The sequence below is a fragment of the Denitrobacterium detoxificans genome (genome assembly GCF_001643775.1).
GTDB lineage: Bacteria > Actinomycetota > Coriobacteriia > Coriobacteriales > Eggerthellaceae > Denitrobacterium > Denitrobacterium detoxificans.
Genome location: NZ_CP011402.1, coordinates 1,016,927 through 1,040,859 on the forward strand (window position 1 = coordinate 1,016,927; position 23,933 = coordinate 1,040,859).

General features: G+C 59.2%; 20 protein-coding genes. 19 read left to right on the forward strand and 1 reads right to left on the reverse strand.

Going from position 1 to position 23,933, the window contains the following annotated elements:
- Nucleotides 1-151: 151 nt before the first annotated feature.
- The 18 genes from AAY81_RS04200 (at nucleotide 152) to AAY81_RS04285 (ending at nucleotide 20,989) form a co-directional block, all read left to right on the forward strand.
- Nucleotides 152-625, forward strand: a complete 474-nt coding sequence (locus AAY81_RS04200) for an ATP synthase subunit B family protein (protein ID WP_066661741.1) — start codon at nucleotides 152-154, stop codon at nucleotides 623-625.
- 12 nt (nucleotides 626-637) lie between these two features.
- Nucleotides 638-1,192, forward strand: a complete 555-nt coding sequence (locus AAY81_RS04205) for a YceD family protein (RefSeq protein WP_066661744.1) — start codon at nucleotides 638-640, stop codon at nucleotides 1,190-1,192.
- A gap of 169 nt (nucleotides 1,193-1,361) precedes the next feature.
- Nucleotides 1,362-1,541 carry a 50S ribosomal protein L32 gene (gene rpmF, locus AAY81_RS04210; protein ID WP_066661750.1) on the forward strand — a complete coding sequence of 60 codons (180 nt, stop codon included), beginning with the start codon at nucleotides 1,362-1,364 and terminating at the stop codon, nucleotides 1,539-1,541.
- A 94-nt stretch (nucleotides 1,542-1,635) separates the two neighbouring features.
- Nucleotides 1,636-2,658: a phosphate acyltransferase PlsX gene (gene plsX / locus AAY81_RS04215; protein ID WP_066661752.1), complete on the forward strand. Its 1,023-nt coding sequence runs from the start codon at nucleotides 1,636-1,638 to the stop codon at nucleotides 2,656-2,658.
- A 53-nt stretch (nucleotides 2,659-2,711) separates the two neighbouring features.
- On the forward strand, nucleotides 2,712-3,557 hold the full coding sequence (rnc, locus tag AAY81_RS04220; RefSeq protein ID WP_066661754.1) for a ribonuclease III: 846 nt from the start codon (nucleotides 2,712-2,714) through the stop codon (nucleotides 3,555-3,557).
- Nucleotides 3,558-3,560: 3 nt separating this feature from the next.
- Nucleotides 3,561-7,106 (forward strand): chromosome segregation protein SMC, encoded by a 3,546-nt coding sequence (gene smc / locus AAY81_RS04225; RefSeq protein WP_066661760.1) that lies wholly within the window; start codon nucleotides 3,561-3,563, stop codon nucleotides 7,104-7,106.
- 3 nt (nucleotides 7,107-7,109) lie between these two features.
- Entirely contained in the window at nucleotides 7,110-8,315 is a 1,206-nt protein-coding gene (ftsY, locus tag AAY81_RS04230; RefSeq protein WP_082867860.1) for a signal recognition particle-docking protein FtsY, read from the forward strand.
- 9 nt (nucleotides 8,316-8,324) lie between these two features.
- Nucleotides 8,325-9,731 carry a signal recognition particle protein gene (gene ffh / locus AAY81_RS04235; RefSeq protein ID WP_066661772.1) on the forward strand — a complete coding sequence of 469 codons (1,407 nt, stop codon included), beginning with the start codon at nucleotides 8,325-8,327 and terminating at the stop codon, nucleotides 9,729-9,731.
- 172 nt (nucleotides 9,732-9,903) lie between these two features.
- On the forward strand, nucleotides 9,904-10,146 hold the full coding sequence (gene rpsP, locus AAY81_RS04240) for a 30S ribosomal protein S16 (RefSeq protein WP_066661774.1): 243 nt from the start codon (nucleotides 9,904-9,906) through the stop codon (nucleotides 10,144-10,146).
- A 3-nt stretch (nucleotides 10,147-10,149) separates the two neighbouring features.
- Nucleotides 10,150-10,401 carry a KH domain-containing protein gene (locus tag AAY81_RS04245; RefSeq protein ID WP_066661777.1) on the forward strand — a complete coding sequence of 84 codons (252 nt, stop codon included), beginning with the start codon at nucleotides 10,150-10,152 and terminating at the stop codon, nucleotides 10,399-10,401.
- Between the two features lie 61 nt (nucleotides 10,402-10,462).
- Nucleotides 10,463-10,957, forward strand: a complete 495-nt coding sequence (locus AAY81_RS04250; protein WP_082867861.1) for a ribosome maturation factor RimM — start codon at nucleotides 10,463-10,465, stop codon at nucleotides 10,955-10,957.
- Complete coding sequence (gene trmD, locus AAY81_RS04255; RefSeq protein WP_066661787.1) at nucleotides 10,954-11,679, forward strand: tRNA (guanosine(37)-N1)-methyltransferase TrmD; 726 nt, start codon at nucleotides 10,954-10,956, stop codon at nucleotides 11,677-11,679. Before AAY81_RS04250 ends, trmD begins: the two co-directional genes overlap by 4 nt.
- Before the next feature lie 77 nt (nucleotides 11,680-11,756).
- On the forward strand, nucleotides 11,757-12,329 hold the full coding sequence (lepB, locus tag AAY81_RS04260; protein WP_066661789.1) for a signal peptidase I: 573 nt from the start codon (nucleotides 11,757-11,759) through the stop codon (nucleotides 12,327-12,329).
- Between the two features lie 37 nt (nucleotides 12,330-12,366).
- Nucleotides 12,367-13,299 carry a glycine--tRNA ligase subunit alpha gene (gene glyQ, locus AAY81_RS04265; RefSeq protein ID WP_066661792.1) on the forward strand — a complete coding sequence of 311 codons (933 nt, stop codon included), beginning with the start codon at nucleotides 12,367-12,369 and terminating at the stop codon, nucleotides 13,297-13,299.
- Nucleotide 13,300: 1 nt separating this feature from the next.
- Nucleotides 13,301-15,391: a glycine--tRNA ligase subunit beta gene (glyS, locus tag AAY81_RS04270; RefSeq protein WP_066661800.1), complete on the forward strand. Its 2,091-nt coding sequence runs from the start codon at nucleotides 13,301-13,303 to the stop codon at nucleotides 15,389-15,391.
- 67 nt (nucleotides 15,392-15,458) lie between these two features.
- The gene (locus AAY81_RS04275; protein WP_066661802.1) at nucleotides 15,459-16,343 is read left to right on the forward strand and encodes a pyruvate, water dikinase regulatory protein; all 885 of its coding nucleotides are present in this window, start codon (nucleotides 15,459-15,461) and stop codon (nucleotides 16,341-16,343) included.
- Between the two features lie 179 nt (nucleotides 16,344-16,522).
- The gene (gene ppdK / locus AAY81_RS04280) at nucleotides 16,523-19,237 is read left to right on the forward strand and encodes a pyruvate, phosphate dikinase (protein WP_066661804.1); all 2,715 of its coding nucleotides are present in this window, start codon (nucleotides 16,523-16,525) and stop codon (nucleotides 19,235-19,237) included.
- 186 nt (nucleotides 19,238-19,423) lie between these two features.
- Nucleotides 19,424-20,989, forward strand: a complete 1,566-nt coding sequence (locus AAY81_RS04285) for an alanine/glycine:cation symporter family protein (protein ID WP_082867862.1) — start codon at nucleotides 19,424-19,426, stop codon at nucleotides 20,987-20,989.
- A gap of 86 nt (nucleotides 20,990-21,075) precedes the next feature.
- Here the strand turns inward: AAY81_RS04285 and AAY81_RS04290 are convergent, their stop codons facing one another.
- A complete protein-coding gene (locus tag AAY81_RS04290) occupies nucleotides 21,076-22,818 on the reverse strand; it encodes an FAD-dependent oxidoreductase (protein ID WP_066661806.1) in 1,743 nt (580 codons plus the stop codon).
- A 200-nt stretch (nucleotides 22,819-23,018) separates the two neighbouring features.
- Here AAY81_RS04290 and AAY81_RS04295 point away from each other — a divergent pair, with 200 nt between their 5' ends.
- Nucleotides 23,019-23,900 (forward strand): LysR family transcriptional regulator, encoded by an 882-nt coding sequence (locus AAY81_RS04295; protein ID WP_066661808.1) that lies wholly within the window; start codon nucleotides 23,019-23,021, stop codon nucleotides 23,898-23,900.
- The last annotated feature ends 33 nt before the right edge of the window (nucleotides 23,901-23,933 follow it).

Consider the following 23,933-nt stretch of genomic DNA (forward strand, 5'->3'; position numbering starts at 1 on the left):
GGGGTGGAATGCGCGAACAGGCTCTATGTCGTATAATCGCACGTGGAGCCTGAATGTGCATTTTGCCCCACGTGTAAGTGCATGATAGAATGCAATGGATTGTTTTGACATATTCACCGCAGCTTAGACGCAGCATACGGAAGGAATAACTATGGACGAAACAGGGGTTTTGGGGCTTATCGAGGAGCTTTCTATCCTCCTGGAAGATGCGAAGCCCGTCTTTGGCAAGGGCAACCTGCGCCAGGTAGACGTTGCTGCCGCCTTCGAAATCATCGATGACATTCGCGACGCGTTCCCGAGCGAATTCGCTCAGTCTCGCCAGATCGTGCGCGAGCGTCAGAGCTTGCTCGACGACGCCGAGGCTGAGGCCACCCGCATGATCGAGGATGCCCGCAGCCAGGCGCTCACCATTGCCGGCGAACAGGAAATCGTGCGCATTTCCCAGCAGCAGGCCGACACCATCATGGCTGAGGCCCGTGAGCTCGAGCGCGAGACCCGCGCGGGTGCCGAAGACTACGCCGACGAGGTATTTGGCCACGTGGAGCAGAGCCTCGACACGCTGCTCTCCAATGTGCGCCGTTGCCGCGAGCGTCTGAATTCCAACTCGTTTGGCAGTGGTCGATAGGCTCATTTGGGAATGGATTCCACAACTATCGAAATCCCATCCGAGCTCTTCGCCCCTGCGGAGAGCTCTTCCTATTCGGGCGTATTCGAGCTGCCCGAATTGGTTGCTGGCCCCGATGTCTACGCATTTGCCGAACCCCTTGCCTGGAACGTCATCGTGTCCAATACGGGCGATGCGCTGCTGGTAAGCGGTACGGTCACCGGGTTGGCCACCACGGCGTGCGCTCGTTGTCTCGATCCTATCGAGGTCGATTTTCAGGGCGATATCGAGGGCTACTTCCTCATCGGGGAAGCGGAGACGCCCGAAGATATGGACGAAGACGAGTTCGAGCGACTCGACGACTCCAACACCATCGATCTGGTGCCGCTCATGAAGGCCGCGTTGCTGGTCGACACTCCGCTCGTTCCGCTGTGTCGCGACGATTGCAAGGGCATTTGCCCCGACTGCGGCGCCAACTTGAACGAAGGCGATTGCGGTTGCGCTTCGAAGCGCGAGGCCGAACGCTTGGCGGAAGCCGAAGCCGCAAATCCGTTTGCCGCGCTGAAGAACCTTACGTTCGACGAGTAGCGTGCGTGCGCTTTCCATGTGGAAGCGCATGTGAGGCGATGCGCTAGTGTGCAGTCTCGGTGAACATGCCTTGCGTCACTATGGCGCGGGTGTTAACATACCCATTCGCGTATTCGTGTTATATGTTGCAGACGCTAGGGAGCGTCTCAGCTGTAAGAAGGAGATAATAATGGCAGTACCTAAACGCAAAACGGGCCGTGCTCGCACGCATTCCCGCCGTTCCGCTAACGACAAGATCGCAGCTCCCGCTCGTTCTCTGTGCCCGAAGTGCGGCGAAGTGAAGCTCCCGCATCGCGTGTGCCCGAACTGCGGTTTCTATCGCGACCGCGAGGTCATCGAGACGGCTTAGTTCTAGCTGCCATAGTTTGTTAACGGGTCCCCTGATCGCATAGTAGGTCAGGGGATTTTTACTTTCGCTACCTCTGCATGAAAGGGATGTACGCATGAGCCAACCTGTAACCATCGCCGTAGACGCCTTGGGTGGGGACGCGGGTGCTTCCGTAGTTCTGCCCGGAGTCGAAGCCGCTCTCTCCGAAGATGCCTCGCTGTCCGTTCTGCTCTGCGGACCCGAGGAGGTCGTGGTTCCGTTCTGCGCTTCCCATGAACGCTGCGAAGCCGTAGTGACCACCGAGGAAATCGCCATGGGCGAGCATCCTGCCCAGGCGGTTCGCAAGAAGAAGGACTCTTCGCTCGTGGTTGGCTGTCGTATGGTGAAGGAAGGGAAGGCCCAGGGCTTCTTTTCTGCTGGCTCTACGGGTGCCGTCCTTACGGCGGGTACGCTCGTCATTGGTCGCATCAAGGGCGTAGCGCGTCCTGCCCTCTGCACGGTTCTCCCCACGCCTACGAGCGACGTCGTCATGTGCGACGTAGGCGCCAATGCCGATTGCAAGCCGGAATACCTGGTGCAATTTGCGCAGATGGCATCCATTTACGCCGAGAAGGTGCTTGGTCGCGAAAACCCCCGCGTCGCGCTTCTGAACATCGGTTCCGAAGAGGCCAAGGGCAGCCAGTTCGCCCAGACGTGCCACGCCCTGCTGAAGGAGCAGGTTCCCAATTTCGCGGGGAATGCCGAAGGCAACGACGTGCTTGCCGCTACGTTCGACGTGTACGTTACCGACGGATTCACGGGCAATGTGTGCCTGAAGACCATCGAGGGCACCTCGAAGGCGCTTTTCGGTGCCATCAAGGGCGCGTTCACGAAGAGCCCCCTTACCATGCTGGGCGCTATGCTCGTAAAGGGTGGTCTGCGCGAGCTGAAGGATAAGGTTTCCTCCGATCGTATGGGCGCGGCTCCCGTTTTGGGCGTCAAGGGCGCTTGCATGGTGGGGCATGGCTCTTCCAATGAAATCGCCATCAAGAACGGCATTCACGCCGCCGCGAAGACGGTCCGCCTGCAGGTTTCTGAATTAATCGCGCAAGCCGTCTCTTCACCTGCAGTTTCGGGTAAAATAGATAAATCTGAATAGGTATTCGATTTTACGCATTCTAGGAAGGGGGCGGGCCCTCGGGGGTCTGTGTTATGAATGGTATTCCGCGCGACGAGCAGCGTAAGAAGCTCGACCTAGCGCAGGACATTCTTGGGTACCGCTTCACCAACGAGCGGTACCTCCTCTCCGCCATCACGCATCCGTCGGCGGTGGAGGGCAAGCCCGTAAAGTTTTCGTACGAGCGCTTGGAATTCCTGGGCGATAGCATTCTGGGTGCCGTGGTGGCCGATGCGGCATTTCACAAGTTTTCTGAAATCGACGAAGGCGGGCTCACGCGCATCAAGGTTTCGCTCGTAAGTGGCGCCTCGCTTTCCCATGTGGCGAGCGAGCTCGGCTTCGCCGATTTCATCATCTTTGGCCTTTCCGAACGTGGAACGGGCCGTCGTGGCCTGCATTCCGCGCTGGAAAACGTCTACGAGGCCATCGTGGCCGCGTTGTATCTCGACGGTGGCATGGATGCTGCGCGCGAGTTCATTTCCAAAACGCTTCTTGGCTATATGAGCATCGACATGGCTCGCGAGCCCGAAAACCCGAAGAGCGTTCTACAGGAAAAGCTCCAGGAAGATGGCATTACGCCTACGTATAAGCTCATCGAAACGCAAGGCCCTCCGCACGACCGCACCTTCGTAACGCAGGTGTATGCAGGCTTGCAGGCCCTGGCCCGTGGCGTTGGCCGCACGAAGAAGGAAAGCGAAAGCCAGGCAGCTCAGAGCGCCCTTACGCAGATGTCCTTCAACTCCGCGAAAACCGAGCGCGAAATCCAGCGCGAGCAGAAGGCTGCTCGTCGAGCCGAGCGCAAGGCCGAGCGTGAAGCGGAAAAGGCCCGCAAGGTCGAAATGAAGAGCAAGAAAAAGTCCTCGTCTTCCGAGCAGGGATAGCCCGTGTATCTCAAGTCGCTCGTCTTGAAGGGATTCAAATCGTTTGCCGATCGTAGCGTGCTTGGCTTCGAGCCGGGCATTGCCGCGGTTGTGGGTCCCAACGGCTCGGGAAAGTCGAATATTTCCGATGCCGTTCTCTGGGTGCTGGGTGAACGTAACGCGAAGAATCTTCGTGGCCAGGCCATGGAAGACGTCATCTTTGCCGGCTCCTCGGCGCGCAAGCCCGTTGGCGTTGCCGAAGTCGAGCTCGTTCTCGATAATTCCGACGGCACGCTGCCCGTGGAATTCAACGACGTATCTATCATGCGCCGCATGTATCGCAGCGGCGAAAGCGAGTATCTCATCAATGGCACCATTGCCCGACGCATGGACGTGCTCGACATCCTGCACGACAGCGGACTGGGCACGGGAACGCATTCCATCATCGCCCAGGGCCATCTGGCCGAAATCCTGCAAAGCAAGCCGGAAGACCGTCGTGCCCTCATCGAAGAGGCTGCGGGCGTTTTGAAACACAAGCAGCGCAAGGCGAAGAGCCAGCGCAAGCTCGAGCGCATGGACGAGCATCTCGCACGTGTGCGCGACGTGGTGGCGGAAGTGGAACGCCAGGTAAAGCCTCTGGAGCGTAAGGCGAAGCGCGCTTTGCAATATCGCGATGTGAGCAAGCAACTTGCCCAGGTCAATCTGGAACTTGCCGTCGACGACCTCCGTACCCTCCAACGAGCGTGGGACGAAACGCTCAAGCGCGAGCAATCGTTGTCTTCGCAGCTCGAGGGCCTGCGTACGCAAATCGAGAAGACCGAGGCGGTTTCGGAGGAGCTGCAGAAGAAGCTCCAGGCCGAAACGGCCGAGGCGGGCGTCGTTGCCACGCACCAGCGCCGCGCCCAGGCCGCATCCGACAAGCTCGATTCGAACGTGCTGCTCCTGCATGAACGCAAGCGCTCCATCCAAAGTTACCTCACCGATCTGCAGTTGCAGCTGCAGGGTTCCGAGCGCTCGCTGCAAGATCTCGAAGAGCGTAGGGAACAGGCCCAAAAACAGCTCGATGAGGCTGTTGCCGCACGTGAAGCCGCCGATTCCGCCTATGCAGCAGCGCGCACGCACACGCAGGAGCTCCAGGAGAAGAAGCGCTCCCTGCAGCAGCAGCTCGACGATCAGACGCGCAAGCGTCGCGATGCGCTTCAGGAACTTGAAGGCGTTCGCGCGGCTCAGGCGCGTACTCAGGAAATCTTGGCAAGCAGTCAGGCTCAGCAGAAGCTCATTGCCACGCATGCTGCCGAACTCGACGAGCGCTTTGCCGCAGCCAAGGCTGCGGTGGAGTCGGCCAAATCGCAAGCCGATGCCATGGCGCGCGATTTGGAAGAGGCGAAGAAGGCCGAATCTGAGGCGCGGGCCAACGTGGGCGCGGCTGTGCGTAAGCGCGACGAGCTCCGCCAGGCGCTCGATGAGGCGCGTGACGAACGTGCGACTGCATCTGCCCTGGTAAAGAGCCTTGAAGAGCTTGAACGTGCGCGCACGGCAGCCAATCCGCTCTTGCTGTGGACCAAGGAACATGCAGACGACCTTCAATCGCGCATTGCTCCTTTCATTGATACCCTTACCGCGGCGCCCGAGGTCGAGGCGCTCGTAACGCTCTTGCTTGGCTCCGACGTCGAAGCGCTCTTCGTCGAAGACGAGCCAAGTGCCCTTGCTGCCGCTACGCGCATTGTCGCGTCGGGGGAGACGGGTTCCGTGTCGCTGCTTCCGCGTGACGGCATGCGCGCTGCGGAATTGCCCCAGGTTCCTGAGGGCGCCCGTACGCTCGTCTCCATGCTTTCGTATCCCGAATCCGCGGCTGCGTCGGTCAAGGCCCTTTTGGGCGACGTGCTCATCTGCGATGACATCGCCTCGGCGCAGCGTGTCGCCGCTCAGGTATCTGGCGTGCGCGCCGTTACGCTCGATGGCGTCATCGTGTGGCCCAATGGCAAGGTCACCTATGCGCTTCCGGGCGATGATGCGGAAAATGCACTGGCCGCCCATCGCGAGCTGGAAGCTGCGCGCGATCGTCTTGCTGCAGCCCAAAAGGCTCAGGAGCTTGCCCAGCGTGCGCTCGACGAATCCGAGGAAGAACTACGTACTGTGCAGTCGGCCGTGCTTTCCACCTCGCAAGACAAGGCGAAGCTGCAGGGCGCATCCGATGCCGCAGCTTCCCAGGTGAAGCAGGCGCAGTCCGCGCTTGACGCGCTCAAGCGCGAATCCGAGTCCATTGAATCCCAGCGTACGGCAGCGCAGCAGGCGCTCGAGGCCGCTCAGCCCGAAGCCGTTTCGCTCGACGAACGTGCGACCATTCTCTCGGGTACTATCGATGATGCGAAGAATCGCATCGAAGCGCTTCGTGACGAGCTTGCCCCCGTACGCGCCCAGGCCGATGAAGCCTCGAATGCGCTTGCGGAAGCCAAGCTCGCAGCCGCTACGGCCAAGGAGCGAACCGACTACGCTAAGCGTATGGTCATTGCCCGCGAACAGGACATTCGCCAGGCGAAGAAGACGCGCGAAGTAGCTCGTCGCAATATCGAGCGCAAGACGGTTGCCGCTCATCGCATCGACCCTCTGCTCGAGGTGTGCCGTACCCTTGCCGAAGTTTCGCGCGTTCGATCCCAGCGTTTGGAGGATGCCAGCGCGGCGTCTCGCGAGCTCTCCGCGGGCCTGCATGAGCAGATCAACGACGCTCGCACGAAGGCGAAGGAAGCGCATGATGCGTTCGACGAATCGAATGAGCTTCTCTCTCAGGTGCGCGTTGAGAAGGGCCGGCTTGAGATGCAGGTGGAAACCGCTATCCGCACCATTACCGACGATTGCGGCACGCCCTTGGAAGTTGCCATGCGCACGCCTGAACTGGAAGATCGTGCTGCGCTCGAGGCCGAATCGTTCAAGCTTCAACGTCGTATCGCCAACATGGGCACCATCAACCCCGATGCCGCTGCCGAGTACGAGCAGCTCAAGACGCGCTACGACTATCTCCAGTCGCAGCTCGACGACATGATGGCGGCTCGTCGCTCCCTCGTGAAGATCGTCCACGTCATCGACGATCGCATGAAGGACGATTTCGTGAATACGTTCGAGCAGGTGAATGCGAACTTCCAGCGCATCTTCCGCGAATTGTTCCCCGGTGGTTCGGGCGAGCTGTCCCTGGTGGATCCCGACGACCCCGAAAACACGGGCGTGGAAGTGAGCGCCCAGCCTAGCGGAAAGCGCATCCTGAAAATGTCGCTCATGTCGGGTGGCGAGAAGTCGCTGGTGGCAATGGCCTTGCTGTTTGCCGTGTACGAGACGCGCGCTACGCCGTTCTACATCCTCGACGAGATCGAGGCTGCGCTCGACGACACGAACCTGCGCAGGCTCGTTGCGTATCTCGATTCCATTCGCGATACTACTCAGTTCATTATGATTACGCATCAGCGTCGCACGATGGAAATGGCCGACGTGCTCTATGGCGTGTCGATGCAGTCAGACGGCGTTACGAAGGTTATGAGCCAGCGTCTCGATGCTGCTCTACGTTACGCGGAAGGATAATCCATGTTTGAGAGTATGAAGCGGGGCATGCAGAACACGCGACAGCGTTTTGCCGAGCGCATGAACATGCTGCTCGATCGCGGTCCCGATGTTGACGATGATTTCTGGGATGGTCTGGAAGAGGCCCTCATTCTTGCCGATGTCGGCGCTCCTGCTGCGTGCGATATCGTCGAGCGCATGCGCGAGCTCGCCACGCGTCAGGCGCTTCCCGATGCGTATGCCGTTATGGATGCGCTCGCCGATCAGCTTGCCGAGCGTTTTGCCAGCACCGACGTGAACTTGTTCGACGAGAATCCCGTGTTGGTGCTGTTCGTGGGTATCAATGGTGCCGGCAAGACGACTACGGTGGGCAAGATTGCCTATTCCGCCAAGGAAGCGGGTCGAAACGTTCTGCTTGGCAGCGCCGATACGTTTCGTGCTGCCGCTATCGAGCAGCTCGAAGAGTGGGGAAGGCGCGCGAATGTCGAAATCGTCGAACGCGAGCGTGGTTCCGACCCCGCAAGCGTCTGCTACGACACGATCGAGCGCGCCGAGGCAACGAATGCCGATTTGGTGCTCATCGACACGGCGGGCCGTCTGCATACGTCCGACGACCTCATGCGCGAGCTGAGCAAGGTCGTTGGCGTCGTGCGCAAGCGTTCGAGCATTCCCGTGAAGACGGTCCTGGTCATCGATGCCACGACGGGCCAGAACGGCCTTTCCCAGGCGCGCAAGTTCAACGATGCCCTCGACCTCGACGGGCTTATTGTCACGAAGCTCGATGGCACGGCGAAGGGTGGCATCGCGCTTGCCGTTTCCTACGAGCTGGGTCTTCCCATTGCCAAGATTGGCGTGGGCGAGGGCCTTGCCGACCTGCAGGATTTCGACGCGCGAGAGTTTTCCGCGGCGCTCATCGGGGCCGAACCAGTAGACGAATCGGGCGAAGTTGCCACCGAGGAAGAAACTGCTGTTGCTAGCGAAGAGCCGGCATGGCAGGCTCCTTCTGAGCCTGAGCCTGAGCCTGAGCCTGAGCCTGAGCCTGAGCCTGAGCCTGAGCCTGAGCCTGAGCCTGAGCCTGAGCCTGAGCCCGAGCCCGAAATTGAAGACGAAGCAGAACCCGAGGCCGAAGTCGACCTTGTGGATGAAGCTGAAGTAGAGCAGGAAGCCCCTGCTGAAGAGCCCAAGAAGGAAAGTCGCCTGAAGCGCGCCTTCAAGTGGATGGGATTTTAGGAGATACGCATGCTCGAGAATCTTTCCGATCGCCTCCAGAGCATTTTTGGTGGCCTGCGTAGCAAGGGCAGGCTCACGGAAGACGATATCAATGCCGCCATGCGCGAGATTCGCATGGCTCTGCTCGAAGCCGACGTCAACTTCAAGGTCGTCAAGAGCTTCGTTGCGCGCACGAAGGAACGCTGCCTGACCGCGGAAGTGCTCGATTCGCTGACTCCGGCGCAGAACGTCATCAAGGTCGTTCTCGACGAGCTCACGCGCCTGCTGGGTGAAACCGATTCGCGCCTGGTGCTTTCCAGCCGCATCCCCAACGTGATCATGCTCGTGGGCCTTCAGGGTTCTGGTAAGACCACGGCATCCGCAAAGCTCGCGTACCTGCTGAAGCAGCAGAATCACAATCCGCTGCTCGTGGCTTGCGACGTCTATCGTCCTGCTGCGGCCGACCAGCTGCAAACGCTTGGCGACGAGATGGGCGTGCGCGTGTATCGCGGCGATGGGCAAGACCCGGTTCGCATTGCCAAGGAAGGCGTGCAGGACGCTATTGATAACCTGCGCGATGTCGTGATCATCGACACGGCGGGTCGCCTGCATGTCGACGAGCAGATGATGCAGGAAGCGCGTGATATCAAGGAGGCCACCAAGCCCGACCAGATTCTCATGGTCGTTGACGCCATGACCGGTCAGGACGTCGTGAACGTGGCTTCCGCCTTCGCCGAGCAGGTCGACTTCGACGGCGTCATCATGTCGAAGATGGACGGCGATGCTCGCGGTGGTGGCGCGCTTTCCATTCGCGAGGTAACTGGTAAGCCCATCAAGTTCATTAGCCAGGGCGAAAAGCCCGATTCGCTCGAGGAATTCCATCCCGACCGCATGGCCAAGCGCATCTTGGGCATGGGCGACGTGGTGAGCCTCATCGAATCGGCCACGAAGCTCCAGGAAGAGCAGATGGAAGCCGAGCAGACCGAGCGCATGATGAAGGCCCAGCTCAATTTGAACGACTTCCTGGAAATGAACAAGCGCGTACGCAAGATGGGTGGCATCTCCAAGCTCGTTTCCGCCTTGCCTGGTGGCGACAAGGCCCTTTCCCAGGGTCAGGTCGACACGTCGGCGCTCGATCGCATGGAGAACATCATCTTCAGCATGACGGCGGAAGAGCGTCTGCATCCCGATATCCTCAACGGCAGCCGTCGCGCACGCATCGCGCGCGGCGCTGGGGTTTCGGTCACCGAGGTAAACCAGGTGATGAAGAAGTTCAACGAAACCAAGAAGATGCTCAAGCAGATGATGCCCGCCGAGGATATGTCTTCGGGTCGCAAGGGCAAGAAGGGCAAGAAGCGCCGTCGTCGCGGTCTGCCCGGCATGCCTGGCATGAATCTGAAGGATCTCCAGAAGATTCAGGATATGCTCGACCAGTAGGCGGGGGAGCGCACTGTCGCTGTGGGCGTTGCATGGTATTCTTTCTGGATTTCGTTTGTGTTTGAATGCTATGCTTGCGTAAATTGCCCCTACGGGCTAACATTACCAATTGCTGTTTTCAAGAGCGCTTTTACGCTCTCGTATACGTAGGAAATTAAAGGAGTTCACCTTCATGGTCAAGATTCGCCTCGCCCGTCATGGCGCTAAAAAGGCCCCGTACTACCGCATCGTTGTCGCCGACGCTCGCTCTCCTCGCGACGGTCGTCTGATCGACGAAGTTGGTCGTTATAACCCCAACACCGATCCTTCCATGATCAAGATCGATCTGGAGAAGGTCGACAAGTGGATCGCCAATGGCGCTCAGCCCACCGACACGGTTGCTCGCCTCATCGAAACCGCTCGCAAGGACGCATAAATTATGTCCGATCAGACTATGGATCTGGCGGGATTGGTTCGTACGCTCGTAGAGCCTATTGTTGAGTATCCTGGCGACCTGCAGGTTTCCCAGACGGAATCCGACGCAGGCATTCTCGTTGAGATCGCTCTCAACGAAGAGGATACGGGCAAGGTCATCGGTCGACAGGGTCGCGTAATCAAGGCCATCCGCACGCTTGCTCGTGCCGCTGCCGTCCGAGCCGATCGTCACGTCGATGTGGAGATTGCCGAATAAAATGGGTGCGTGGGTTCGTGTAGCTCGCGTAGCGAAGACTAGGAATCTTGAAGGGAACCTCGTGGTGCAAGCCATCGCGGGGCTCCCTTTCCTGCTTTCGGAGGGTATGGAAGTGCGTTTCGTGCCTCCTACGCTGAAGGGTCCCCGGTCTGCGTTTGTGCGCGAGTTGTTTCAAAGCAAGGGCAACGCCTGCGAGGTATCGTTCGATGGTGTCGAATCGGCTTCGGACGCCGATTTGCTCATTGGGTCATATTGCCTGGTAAGGCGTGATAGTCTGCCCGAAATCGATTATGCAAGCACGCCTTCTGCACTTGCTGGGTGGCGTGTATGCGATGCCGAGTTCGGCGATTTGGGCGAAATAGCCGAAGTTATCGACAATCCCGGTCAGTCGCTTTTGGTCGTGCGCGGTGAGCGCGGCGAAGTGCTCATTCCCGTCGTCGACGAGTTCATTCGCTCGATTCAGGAAGAGGAGCGCGTGGTTGGCACCGCCATTCCTGCTGGCCTGCTCACGCTTTCCGAATCGTCCGACGAGGATCTGCCGGAGGACGAATCGTGATCGTAGATACGCTCTCCACGTTTCCCGGCATGTACGAATCGGTGATGGGCACGAGCATGATGCGCATCGCACAGGAAAAGGGCGCTCTCGAATTTCACGCTCACGACCTGCGCGATTGGACGCACGATCGCCATCGCACCACCGATGACGAGCCATATGGCGGTGGCCAGGGCCTCGTTATGAAGTGCGAGCCCATCTTCGAGGCGTATGACAGCATTGCCTCTGCGGGCCCCAAGCCCTACACGCTCTTCCTTACGCCAACGGGCGAGCCTTTCAATCAGGGGCTGGCTCAGGAACTTTCCGAGAAGCCCCGACTGCTGTTCATCTGCGGTCATTACGAAGGCATCGACGAGCGTGCATACTCGCTTGCCGATTGCTGCATTTCTCTGGGTGACTACGTGCTTACCAGCGGTGAACTTGCCAGCATGGTGGTCATCGATGCCGTTGCGCGTTTGCTTCCAGGCGTTCTGGGCGACGAGGGTAGTGCGGTTGACGAAAGCTTCTACGACGGATTGCTGGAATATCCGCAGTACACCCGCCCGTCTACGTTTCGGGGTATGGAGGTGCCACCCGTGTTGCTTTCGGGCAATCATGCGGCCATCGATCGCTGGCGTCGTGAGCAGAGCATCGAACGTACCGCCCGCTTGCGCCCCGACCTTATCGAAGAATCCAACTTGTCGCAACAAGACCGCGACTTTTTGAAATCTTTGCACAGCCGCTAATGGGCTGCCGTCGAAGCGCTATCATTAAAATTCACCATTAATAACGTTTGGGCGTTTCGCCACGGAGAGGAAAGCCGATGAATTCCGGTAACCATGCACCTTCGAAGTCGGGAGGTTTCGGGCGCGCGTGCGTTGAATTCTTGGTTATCGTGGCCCTTATTGTCGGCTGCGCTTATTTGCTCCGCACGTATGTCATCACGCCTTACGAGGTTCCTTCCGGCAGCATGGAAACGACCATCATGTCGGATGACCGCATCTTCTCGGAAAAGATTTCGTATTATTCCCGCTCCGTACAGGTGGGCGATATCGTTACCTTCGACGATCCCGAAGTCGACGGCCGTACGCTCGTGAAGCGCGTCGTTGCCACGGGTGGTCAAACGGTCGATCTGGTCGACGGCGTGGTGTACGTCGATGGGGAAGCGGCGTTCGAGCCTTATACCAACGGGCAGCAATCGTACCCGCTCAGCACCGCAGCCGATGTCACCGTCGAATATCCCTACACCGTTCCCGAAGGCTATATCTGGGTAATGGGCGACAATCGCGGTAACTCTGCCGATTCGCGCTATTTCGGCGCCGTGCCCGTTTCCAGCGTCACGGGTCACGTGTGCTTCATCTACTGGCCGTTCCAGCATTTCGGCCCCATTAGCTAATCATCAATTCTTTTGCAGGAAGACTACGAGGAGGATCATGGCACCTCAGGACGCCACGGTGAATGCGGGAGCCGTTCCCACATTCCAAGACATCATTATGAATCTCCAGCATTACTGGGCCGAGCAGGGCTGCGTTATTCTGCAGCCGTATGACGGCGCGGTGGGCGCTGGTACCAACCATACTGCCACCACGCTGCGTTCGCTTGGTCCCGATACCTGGCGTACGGCGTATGTGCAGGGTTGCCGCAGGCCAACCGATGGTCGCTATGGCGAGAACCCGAATCGCCTGCAGTACTACTACCAGTTCCAGGTGCTCATGAAGCCTTCGCCCGACAATATCCAGGATCTGTACTTGGGTAGCCTGCGCGCTATCGGCATCGAGCCGAACGAGCACGACGTCCGCTTTGTCGAAGACGACTGGGAAAGCCCCACGTTGGGCGCATGGGGCCTTGGCTGGGAAGTCTGGCTGAATGGCATGGAAGTCACGCAGTTCACGTACTTCCAGCAGGTCGGCGGCTTCGAATGCTCGCCGGTTCCCGTGGAAATCGCCTACGGCCTGGAACGTCTTACCATGTACATCCAGGGCGTCGACAGCGTCTACGACATCATCTGGGCGCGTGGCGACGACGGCGTCGAATTCACGTATGGCGACGTCTATCTGGAAAACGAGCGTGAGTTCTCTACGTACAACTTTGAAATCGGCAACACCGATTTCCTGTTCCAGCTGTTCGATAATTGCGAAGCCGAAGCTCAGGCGTGCCTTGCCGCCAACCTTCCGCTTCCCGCGTACGACTGGGTTTTGAAGTGCAATCATGCGTTCAACCTGCTCGATGCTCGTGGCGTCATTTCCGCTACCGAGCGCATGGCATACATTCTGCGCGTCCGTTCCATGGTGAAGGATTGCTGCGCGTCGTACATGGAGCATGTGGTGGGTTCGGCTCCCCAGCTCGAGGAAGAGAAGGGGGAGTAGCATGTCGAATACGCATACGCTCGCATTTGAAATCGGCGTCGAGGAGATTCCCGCGTTCGATCTTGATTCCGCACGCAAGCAGCTCGAGAAGGCCGTTCCCGAGGCGTTTCAGGCTGCGCGCATTCCATTCCAGCAGTTCGATATCTACACGAGCCCCCGTCGCATCATCGTGATGGGCTACGGGCTGCCGGAGGCAACTGAGGCGCTGCGCGAGGAATATCGTGGTCCTGCGGCCAAGATCGCGTTCGATGCCGAAGGTAATCCCACGAAGGCTGCCATTGGCTTTGCCCGTGGCAAGGGCCTTACGCCCGACGACTTGGAGCGTCGCGACGAGGGCGGCGTCGAGTATGTGTACGCCACGAAGGAAATCCCCGCTACGCCCATTATCAGCCTGCTTCCCGGCATTTTGTCGGAATTCATCACCATGCTGAAGTGGCCCCGCAGCTGCCGCTGGGCTGCATACCGCGATTACTTCGTGCGCCCGGTTCGCTGGATTTGCGCAATGCTCGACGACCAGGTTATTCCCGTTACGTTTGCGGGTGCCGTTTCCGGTAACACCACCATGGGCCATCGCGTGCTTGCTCCTGGCGAGCATGTGGTCGACACGGCCGAGCGCCTCATTGACGTCGTTCGCTCTGCCTACGTTGTGCCTTCCCAGGCCGAGCGTGAGCAGATCATTCGCGAGGGCGTTGCCGCCATCGAAGCCGAAACGGGCTGCAAGGCCGAGCTGCCTGCGAAGACGCTGCTCGAGGTCGTGAACCTCTCCGAGTATCCCACGCCTTTGCGTGCCACGTTCGACGAGGAATTCCTGCAGGTGCCGGAAGAGATCATCGTCGACGCCATGCTCATGCACCAGCGCTACTTCCCGCTGTACAACGCTCAGGGCAAGCTTACCAACGACTTCATCATCGTCTCCAATGGCGACCCTGCTTGCAATGCCACCATCGTCGATGGCAACGAGCGCGTAGTGCGTGCCCGCCTTTCCGATGCGAAGTTCTTCTACGAGGAGGACCTGAAGAACCCTCTCGAGTCCTATGTCGAGAAGCTCGACGCCGTCGTGTTCCAGGAATCGCTGGGCACGGTGCGCGCCAAGGCCCAGCGTCTGGCTGCTTTGGCTGGCCATTTGGCCGACGATGCGAAGCTTTCCGAGCAGGACGCCGCCGATCTGAAGCGCGCTGCATACCTGTGCAAGGCCGACCTCGTAACCAATGCGGTTATCGAGTTCACCAGCGTGCAGGGCGTCATGGGCAGCTACTATGCCTTGGCTTCCGGCGAAACGCCGCAGGTTGCGCAGGCCATTGGCCAGCACTACCAGCCTCGTTTCGCGGGCGATGCCGCTCCCGATACCGTGGTGGGCAAGCTCGTTGCGTTCGCCGATAAGCTCGACACCATCTGCGGCCTGTTCGCCGTCGACCAGGGTCCCACGGGCTCTTCCGACCCGTTCGCGCTGCGTCGTAGCGCCATCGGCATCGTTGGCATGCTCGAGGCCGGGCTTCCTGTGTCCCTCGATGCCGCCATCGATTTTTCGCTTGACGAGTTCGATCGTCAGGGCGTCACGTTCGACCGAAATGCCGTGCGTGCTGCCGTGGTCGACTTCTTCGTTACGCGCACCAAGGTCATCCTGCGTGACGGCGGCGCTTCTGCCGACGCAGTCGATGCCGTGCTTGCCGCGGGCGTAACCGAACCCGCCATTATCATCAAGCGTACCCGCGCGTTGGAAGAGGCTCGCGCCGGTATGCCCGAGGTCATGGCCGACCTGGCAATCGCGTACGACAGGGCGAATAACCTGCGCGATGAGTCTCTGGGCATCGAAGTCGACGCAACGCTCTTCCAGGGCGAGGAATCCGAGCTCGACTTTGCAATCGATGCAGTCTCCGCTGCGGTTCCCGGCTTGCTTGTTGCGGGCGATTACGAGGCGGCGCTCAAGCAGCTCGCTTCGTTGCGCGGGCCCATCGATGCGTTCTTCGAGGCCGTCATGGTCATGGCCGAAGACGAGGCGCTGCGTAGCAATCGTTTGCGGTTGCTCAACAAGTTCGTCTCGGCGTTTTCGGGCGTTGCTGATTTCGGTAAGCTGGCAAAGGCGGCACGCTAAGCACGTTGTGTATTGTTTGTTCGACGCGCCCGCATAGGGCGCGTCTTTTTTATGCGGAGGCATGTATATGGAGACCATTCAATATGGCGCGGAAACGTCTTCCATTCCCACCATCCACGTTATTAGCGACTCAGTGGGAACTACCGCGTCGGCCATAGCACGTGCTGCGGCTGCCCAGTTCGGTGAAACGGAGCCGCGCGTTGAGCTGCTTCCCAACGTGCGTTCGTTCGAGGAGGTGCGCGATTACCTGCTCGCCCATGCCGAGTACCATCGCGAGTTGTATGGCAAGCCCGACATGATCGTGCTGTACACCATCATCGACGCCCAGGTGAACGAGAAGCTGCGTGCGTTCTTCGCCGAGTATCCCCAGTTTGCCGCAGTGGACCTCATGACCGATGCCGTTGCCTCCATCAAGCGGGTAAGCGGCATGGAGCCCATCCTGCAGCCTGGCGAGTTGCATGCCACCGACGAGCGCTATTTCAACCGCATCGAAGCCATGGAATTCACCATCGAGCACGACGATGGCCGCAATCCGCAGGATCTTACCAAGGCGGACATCGTGTTGCTGGGCGTTTCGCGCTGCGGCAAGACGCCCATTTCCATCTACCTTTCCCAAGAGGGGTATCGCGTGAGCAATGTGCCGCTCGACCTGCAGAGCACGCCTCCGCGTCAGCTGTATGACGTCGATCCTTCACGGCTTTTTGGCCTCATGACCACGTCCGACGTGCTCGTCGACATTCGACGCAAGCGCCTGGGCCGCGCCCTTTCGGTGGCATCGTCCTACGCCGAACCCGAACAGGTTGTGGCCGATCTGGATGAGGCGCGGGCTCTCATGCGGCGCCTTGGCTGCATCGTCATTCACACCGAGCATCGGGCTGTGGAGGAAACGGCGCAGGAGATTCTGCGCTTCTACGAGATGAGGCATCCGCGCAGCATTCCGCGCCCGCGCTAGCGCGTTCCGGCGTGGCGTTTTGCCATGTGAGCACAGTGCCGCTTAGCGTTGTCATTGTACGCATTTTGTCATAAAGCCTATTCGCCGTTTGCATTGCGCTATTATTAGCGTGCTCTCTCGCGATTTCGGAGTTACACGCGGGGGAGAGACTTTTAGAACGTCGCGAATAAGGAGTAAAAGTGACCGAAGAAGTGAAGCGCGTCTATGCATTCGGCAAGGATGCTGACGGCAAGAATGTAACCGAGGGTAATACGAACATGAAGCCGCAGCTGGGCGGCAAGGGCGCTAACCTCGCCGAGATGGCCAACATTGGCCTTCCGGTTCCTCCCGGCTTCACCATCACCTGCCAGACCTGCATGGAGTATTCCAACGCTGGCAACGTATGGCCCGAGGGCGCGCTTGACACCATCCGCCAGTACCGCGAAGACCTTGAGCAGCGCGTGGGCAAGAAGATTGGCGATCCGAAGGACCCGCTGCTCGTTTCCGTCCGTTCCGGCGCTCCCATTTCCATGCCCGGTATGATGGATACCGTACTCAACCTTGGTCTGAATGACGAGTCCATCAACGGCCTCATCGAGCAGACGGAGAACCCCCGCTTCGCGTGGGACTCCTACCGCCGCTTCATCCAGATGTTCAGCAACGTGGTTATGGGCCTCGATGGCGATCTGTTCGAGAACGCCATCACCATCAAGAAGAACGAGCGCGGCGTCAAGAGCGACACCGAGCTTACCGCGGAAGACCTGCAGGAACTCGTAGCCGAGTTCAAGCGCATCTTCAGCGAGAACGTCGACCTGGCCGCCTATCCCGACCTCGCTCAGGATGGCGTTGCCGTATTCCCGCAGGATCCCATGGCTCAGCTGAAGCTGGCCATCGAAGCCGTTTTCGGCAGCTGGGATAACCCCCGCGCAGTTCTGTATCGCAAGCAGAACAAGATCGACGACAACATGGGCACCGCCGTCAACGTGCAGTGCATGGTCTTCGGCAACAAGGGCGCTACGTCCGCTACGGGCGTTGCCTTCACGCGTAACGCTGCCAATGGCGCCAAGGAATACTATGGCGACTACCTGGTAAACGCTCAGGGCGAAGACGTTGTTGCCGGTATCCGCAACACCAGCCCCATCTCCGAGCTCAAGCATACGCCGGGCCTGGAAGAGGCTGGCAAGGAGCTCGAAGACGTGTTCGTGCTGCTGGAGAACCACTTCCGCGACATGATGGACATCGAGTTCACCATCGAGCAGGGCAAGCTTTACATGCTCCAGACGCGCGTGGGCAAGCGTACCGCTGCCGCCGCCCTCCATATTGCTATCGACATGGAGAAGGAAGGCCTCATCACGAAGGAAGAGGCTGTTTCCCGCGTCGAGCCCGAACAGCTCGACCAGCTGCTGCATCCCCAGTTCGATAAGAACGCCACCTATGACGTACTGGCCACTGGCCTGAACGCCAGCCCTGGCGCTGCTGTGGGCGAAGTTGTGTTCAGCAGCGAAGATGCCGTGCGCGTGGCCGAAGAGGGCCGCAAGTGCGTGCTGGTTCGCTGGGAGACCAACCCCGACGACCTCGCTGGCATGATTGCCGCCGAGGGCATTCTTACCAGCCATGGTGGCAAGACGAGCCACGCTGCCGTTATCGCTCGTGGCATGGGCGCTCCTTGCGTCTGCGGTGTCGACGCTCTGAAGATCGACGCCGAGAAGAAGGAAATCGTTGTTTCCGGCACCGACGTCGTGCTGCATGAGGGCGACATGATCTCCATCGACGGTACCACTGGTATCGTGGTCAAGGGCGCCGTCGACCTGGTTATGCCCGAACTCACCGGCGACCTCGACACCATCCTGGAATGGGCTGACGAAATCCGCGAGCTGGGTGTTCGCGCCAACGCCGACAACCCCGAAGATGCCGAGCTGTCCCGTAAGTTTGGCGCCGAGGGCATTGGCCTGTGCCGTACCGAGCACATGTTCCTGGGCGACCGCAAGCAGATCATCCAGAAGTTCATCCTCGACGAGAACGAGGATGTGCGTGCCGAATGCGTCAAGCAGCTCGGCGAACTGCAGACCGGTGACTTCCTGGGCATGTTCCGCGCCATGGACGGCCTGCCCGTCATCGTGCGTCTGCTCGATCCGCCGCTGCACGAGTTCCTGGAAAGCCCCCGCGCGCTCGATGTCGCCATCGCTCGCATGGAGGAGAAGGGTGCCAGCGCCGACGAAATCGCCGCTAAGCGTAACCTCATGGCTCAGATCGACGGTTGGGCCGAAGCCAACCCCATGCTGGGTCTGCGCGGCTGCCGTCTGTCCATCCTCTTCCCGCAGCTTCCCGAAATGCAGGTTCGTGCCATCGCTACGGCTGCTGCCCGCCTGAAGAAGGAAGGCCTGAACCCCCAGCCCGAAATCATGATCCCGCTGGTTGCCTTCGAGAGCGAAATCGAAACGCTCCGCGAGAAGGCCGAGGGCTTCGTGGCCGCCGTTGCCGCCGAAGAGGGCGTTGAACTCGACATCAAGATCGGTACCATGATCGAGCTGCCTCGCGCTGCCGTCATCGCCGACAAGATCGCCAAGCACGCAGACTTCTTCAGCTTCGGCACGAACGACCTCACGCAGACGACGCTCGGCTTCAGCCGCGACGATGCCGAGGCCAAGTTCCTGCCCGCGTACATGGAGCAGCACCTGCTCAAGCGCAACCCCTTCGCTACGCTCGACGACGGCGTTGCCGAACTGGTGAAGATGGGCTGCGAGAAGGGCCGTTCCACGAACCCCGCGCTCAAGCTCGGCGTTTGCGGCGAGCATGGTGGCGATCCCGAGTCCATCATGAAGTTCGCGAAGATCGGTCCCGACTACGTGTCCTGCTCGCCTTACCGCGTGCCGGTCGCCCGTCTGGCTGCCGCTCAGGCCGCTCTCGCGAAATAACAGGCTTCTCGCTCTAGAGCGATAAACCAAAAACGTACGTACTGGCCTCCTGCTTCTTTCAGCGGGAGGCCAGTACTGCTATTCTGTTCAGTAATGTGTTCAATAATGTAGGGAGCTGGAGTTCTCTTTCGCCAGGTTTTCCGCTGCGCGGTGGCCCCGGCGAGGGAGCACGGAAAGGAGGGATGCATGGACATGGATTCTCTTGTTACCCTTACGGGTGACATCGATACGTTCATGTATACGTACATTCTCATCATCATGTTGGTTGTTTCGGGCATCCTCTTCACCATACGCACGAAGGGCGTGCAGATTCGCCTCTTCAAGGACATGGTGAAATCCATCACCGAGCAGAAGTACAACGAGGGCAAAGCTACGGCATCTTCGTTCCAGGCGCTCATGATCTCCACCGCGAGCCGCGTGGGTACGGGAAACATTGCCGGCGTTTCCACGGCAATCGCCTTCGGCGGCCCGGGTGCGCTCATGTGGATGTGGATCATGGCCACGGTCGGCGCAGCCTCTGCCTTCGTGGAGTCCACGCTTGCCCAGGTTTGGAAGGTCAAGAACGAAGACGGTTCGTTCCGTGGCGATCCGGCGTACTACATTCAGCAGGGCTTGGGAAAGCGCTGGCTGGGCATTGTTTTTGCCGTCACGCTCATCCTGTGCTTCGCCTTTGGCTTCAATGCGCTGCAGGCATACAACGCCTCCAGTACGCTCGAGGTGTACATGCCCGATTACTTCAGCAGCAACGTTGTTATCTGGGTCGCCCTTCTCATTGCGGCCTTCATGGCGATCTGCATTTTCGGCGGCGGACAGCGCGTGAGCTTCCTCACGAGCATCATCGTGCCCATCATGGCTGTTTCCTACCTTCTTATCGCCCTTGCCGTTACGTTCATGCATGCTGGTGACATTCCTGCGGTGTTTGGCCTCATTTGCTCTTCCGCGTTCGACTTCCGTTCCTTCGCGGGTGGCTTTGCGGGTTCCGTAGTGTCGTGGGGCATCAAGCGTGGCCTGTACAGCAACGAAGCTGGCATGGGTTCCGCTCCGAATGCCGCAGCTGCCGCGTCGGTTTCTCACCCCGTCAAGCAGGGTCTCGTTCAGACGTTCTCGGTGTTCATCGACACCATGATCATCTGCACCTGCACGGGCATGATGATTCTCGTGTTCTACGTGGGTGGCGGCTTGGAAACCGTCGTCGACCCGGTTACCAACATCACGTCGTTCGTGAACCCCAATACGGGCGCCGTGCTCACGGGCATGCCGCTCGTTCAGGAAGCGCTTCGCTATTCGTTGGGCGATTTCGGCGTGAACTTCATCACGTTCAGCATCTTCCTGTTCGCGTTCTCCAGCTTGCTCGGCAATTACTATTACGCCGAAAGCAACATCCGTTTCATCAGCCAGAACAAGTGGGGCATGCTCATCTTCCGCGTGTTCTGCGTTGCTGCTGTGTTCTGGGGCGCTCAGGCTGGTTTCGACCTGGTATGGAACGCTGCCGATATCTTCATGGGCTTCCAGGCGTTCGTGAACCTGCTTGCGCTGTTCTTCCTGGGAGGCTGGGCTATTAAGGCTCTCAATGATTACGAGTCCCAGAAGAAGCAGGGTCTCGATCCGGTGTTCCTGGCTTCCAGCATCCCTGGGCTTCCCGCGACGGAATGCTGGCATGAAACGCGTGACGAATTGGCCGAAGATGCCAAGCGCGGCGACCTTTCCGAGAATGCCAAGATGAGGCATCAGGTTGAGGAGATGCTCAACTAGCCAATATAGTGGGCATATAAAGCGATGCGCCAGGTGGGGAGGAGGACCCAACCTGGCGCATCTTGTTTGAGGCGGTATGTTTTCGACTAGTCGAACTTGCCTGCCGCAAGGTCGCGACCGAGCAGATAGCCGAAGGTCAGGCAGTTGATGCCGTAGCTATTGCCGGGAACCGCGAAGTTGTAGGTGTTGGCGTACATGTCGCCGATCATGGCGCCTACGTTGAACAGGCCGGGGATGGGCTTGTCGTTTTCGTCGCAGACTTCCATGTTGACGCTCGTACGCAGGCCGCCCATGACGGTCATGAACATGGCGTAGTTCTGCGCAGCGTAGAACGGGCCGGCTTCGTCGATCTTCACCAGGAAGTCGGGGTTCTTGTGGAAGTCCTCGTCGACACCCTTGTCGCACAGCTCGTTGTAGCGCTTCACGACTGCCTTCAGCTTGGTGGCGTCGAGATCGAGCTGCTTTGCCAAGTCGTCGAGCGTGTCGGCCTTGAAGTACTTGCCCGTGGAAACGCCTTCGTCCCACATCTTCACCAGTTCTTCGGGCGTGAGAGAGGGGAGCGTGTAGTCCATGCCAAACGTGTACCAGTCATGCCCCTTATCCTTGATGGCCTGAGGATAATTGGCCGTCCAGATGCCGTAGGCAATGTTGCGGGGCTGCGACAGCAGGTGGTTGGAGCTGTAGGGTGCGGAGATGTCCTCGCGCTGGTAGCGCTCGGTGTTCATGTTCACGTTCAGGCCCATGTGGAAGCCGCACGGTTCGTGGCTGCCGCCCCAGGCGCCCTGCATCATGGGAGCGTTGGGGTATGCGTGCTGCCATGCAGCGCCAATCCACAGGCCCATCTTCTGACCGTCGCCGCCATAGATGCCGGTGAGGTTGAAGCTCGTGTTGTAGTCGATTTCACCCTGCTCGTAGCCGACCAGGGGAAGAACCTGCGGGCAGTAGGCGGCGAGCATTTCCTTGTTGCTCGAGAAGTCGCCCGTGGCCAGTACGACGGCCTTCTTGGCTACGAACTTCACGTAGCTGCCGTCGCTCATCTTCGATGCCACGACGCCGGTTACGCGGCCCGTGTTGTTGTCCTCGCGGATGAGCTGTTCGGCCTTCGTGTCGTAGATGATCTGCACGCCGTATTCCTTGGCCTTCGCCTCCAGGGCTTCGACGGCGCCTTGCTGGCCCGTGGAGACCATGGCGGAGTTGCCCAGCGTGGAGAACGCATGCGCATAGTTCGGGCCCAGGTCGAAGGAGTTGTCGCGCTCCATGATGACGTCCAGGCCAGCGGCACGAGCGATGTCGATCATCCAGTTCATGGCCTCTTCGGAGTTGTTGTAGCCGCGCATCCACTTGGTCTGGTCGATGGCGAACGAGGCGGCGCGCATCTCATGGTAGAAGTAGGGCACGGGGTCGAACGGGGTGATGCCCAGTTCCTCCATGACCTTCGAGTTGCGGGCGAAGTTGGAACCGCCGCGCGAAATGGGCGCGCTGGCAGCCGAGAACAGGGTGACGCTTGCGCCCTTTTCAGCTGCGGATACGGCGGTGGTGAAGCCGGACATGCCGCCACCGACGATGATGATGTCGTCTTCGATGGTTTCGGTGATAGCGCTATCGGCGATGGGGTCGGGTGCCACCATGAACGACCACTTCGGCATGCTGCCATCAAGCTTCAGCACTGCATCGCTCGATGCGACCTCGCCTGCGGTCGTCGTGGCCTCGGTCTTCTTCGAGCCTGAAGGCGATGCGCAGCCAGCAAGTCCGGCTGCTGCGGCGCCGGCGGCGCCCAAAGCCCCCATCTTGAAGAATGAACGACGTGAAAAATCCCTTGGCTCTGCCATATTCCCTCCTAATGTTGAATGTGTGTGCCAGGGCCCGTCCCTCTACGGGCATAATCAGTGTATTCGTGCCAGGTCACGTTCCTACGCAGCTAAGTTTTGCCGTTTAGCAACTTCATTTCGCTTGATGTTCGGTTTTGCTTCTAGTTGTTGTGCAAATGAACTATGATGGGGGCGTTGCAGCTGTCCGAGGAGGGATATCTATGGATATACGGCAGTTGGAATACTATTCCACTTTGGTGAGAAAAGGGAGTTTCACCAGGGCAGCCGATGAGTTGTTCGTCACTCGTCAGGCGCTCAGCAAAGCCGTGAAAAATCTTGAGCACGAATTGGGAGACAGGCTCGTAATCGTGCGCAATGGCCGCGTGCAGCCTACCGAGGTAGGCTCGAATCTGTATGCCGAAGCTGCGCCCGTCATCGATTCCTATCGCAAGCTCGAGTGTCGTTTTGTCCCTCATACCGATTCGCGTCCGCGTGTCACGCCGCTTTCCATTGCATTGGGGCATGGATCGCTCTTTTCCCTGCCTGATGGCTACTTTGAGCTGTTTCGCTCTAGTCATCCGAACGTGCGTCTTTCAGTCGAGGAGATGCCCACCGAAAGCGTTCTTGATGCGGTGCTTGATTCTGAGGCAGATATCGGAATCGTGGGTTCCACGCCCGACTATCTTAGCGGGTTCGAATATAAGTTGCTCGTAAAGACGGGGCTGTTCTTGAGCGTCCCTCGCGATAACGAGCTTGCCCGGAAGGAGCGCTTGACCATTCAGGATGTGGATGGCCAGCCTTTCGTTACCTTTGGCAAGCGCAATCACTTGCATCGCTTTTTTTCCGAGGAATGCAAGGGCGCTGGCGTGTATCCCGACATTTTGCTCACTACTTCCGATTCCGAAATGCTGATTCAATCGGCCCAATCGAGCGAGGCGCTGTATTTTTGCTTTGCCGAGGTTGCCGATATTCAGGCGGAGTACGGTCGCGTTGTCCGTCCGCTCGACACTCCGTCGCGTTCGTCCTTTGGCACCTACGCCATCATCCGCAAGGAATTGCCCGCGGCTTCGTCGGCGAAGCTGTTTTGGGACTGGGCTGAGTAGCTGCATCCTCCTGCGCGCCTTATATTCCTTGCT

Bases quoted from the DNA above. Each gene is read 5' to 3' on its own strand.
- AAY81_RS04295 (WP_066661808.1), top strand. From the start codon at position 23,019: ATGGATATACGGCAGTTGGAATACTATTCCACTTTGGTGAGAAAAGGG.
- rpmF (WP_066661750.1), top strand. From the start codon at position 1,362: ATGGCAGTACCTAAACGCAAAACGGGCCGTGCTCGCACGCATTCCCGC.
- plsX (WP_066661752.1), top strand. From the start codon at position 1,636: ATGAGCCAACCTGTAACCATCGCCGTAGACGCCTTGGGTGGGGACGCG.
- rpsP (WP_066661774.1), top strand. From the start codon at position 9,904: ATGGTCAAGATTCGCCTCGCCCGTCATGGCGCTAAAAAGGCCCCGTAC.
- AAY81_RS04285 (WP_082867862.1), top strand. From the start codon at position 19,424: ATGGACATGGATTCTCTTGTTACCCTTACGGGTGACATCGATACGTTC.
- ftsY (WP_082867860.1), top strand. From the start codon at position 7,110: ATGTTTGAGAGTATGAAGCGGGGCATGCAGAACACGCGACAGCGTTTT.
- glyQ (WP_066661792.1), top strand. From the start codon at position 12,367: ATGGCACCTCAGGACGCCACGGTGAATGCGGGAGCCGTTCCCACATTC.
- AAY81_RS04200 (WP_066661741.1), top strand. From the start codon at position 152: ATGGACGAAACAGGGGTTTTGGGGCTTATCGAGGAGCTTTCTATCCTC.
- AAY81_RS04275 (WP_066661802.1), top strand. From the start codon at position 15,459: ATGGAGACCATTCAATATGGCGCGGAAACGTCTTCCATTCCCACCATC.
- AAY81_RS04290 (WP_066661806.1), bottom strand. From the start codon at position 22,818: ATGGCAGAGCCAAGGGATTTTTCACGTCGTTCATTCTTCAAGATGGGG.
- glyS (WP_066661800.1), top strand. From the start codon at position 13,301: ATGTCGAATACGCATACGCTCGCATTTGAAATCGGCGTCGAGGAGATT.
- lepB (WP_066661789.1), top strand. From the start codon at position 11,757: ATGAATTCCGGTAACCATGCACCTTCGAAGTCGGGAGGTTTCGGGCGC.
- AAY81_RS04205 (WP_066661744.1), top strand. From the start codon at position 638: ATGGATTCCACAACTATCGAAATCCCATCCGAGCTCTTCGCCCCTGCG.
- ffh (WP_066661772.1), top strand. From the start codon at position 8,325: ATGCTCGAGAATCTTTCCGATCGCCTCCAGAGCATTTTTGGTGGCCTG.
- rnc (WP_066661754.1), top strand. From the start codon at position 2,712: ATGAATGGTATTCCGCGCGACGAGCAGCGTAAGAAGCTCGACCTAGCG.
- AAY81_RS04245 (WP_066661777.1), top strand. From the start codon at position 10,150: ATGTCCGATCAGACTATGGATCTGGCGGGATTGGTTCGTACGCTCGTA.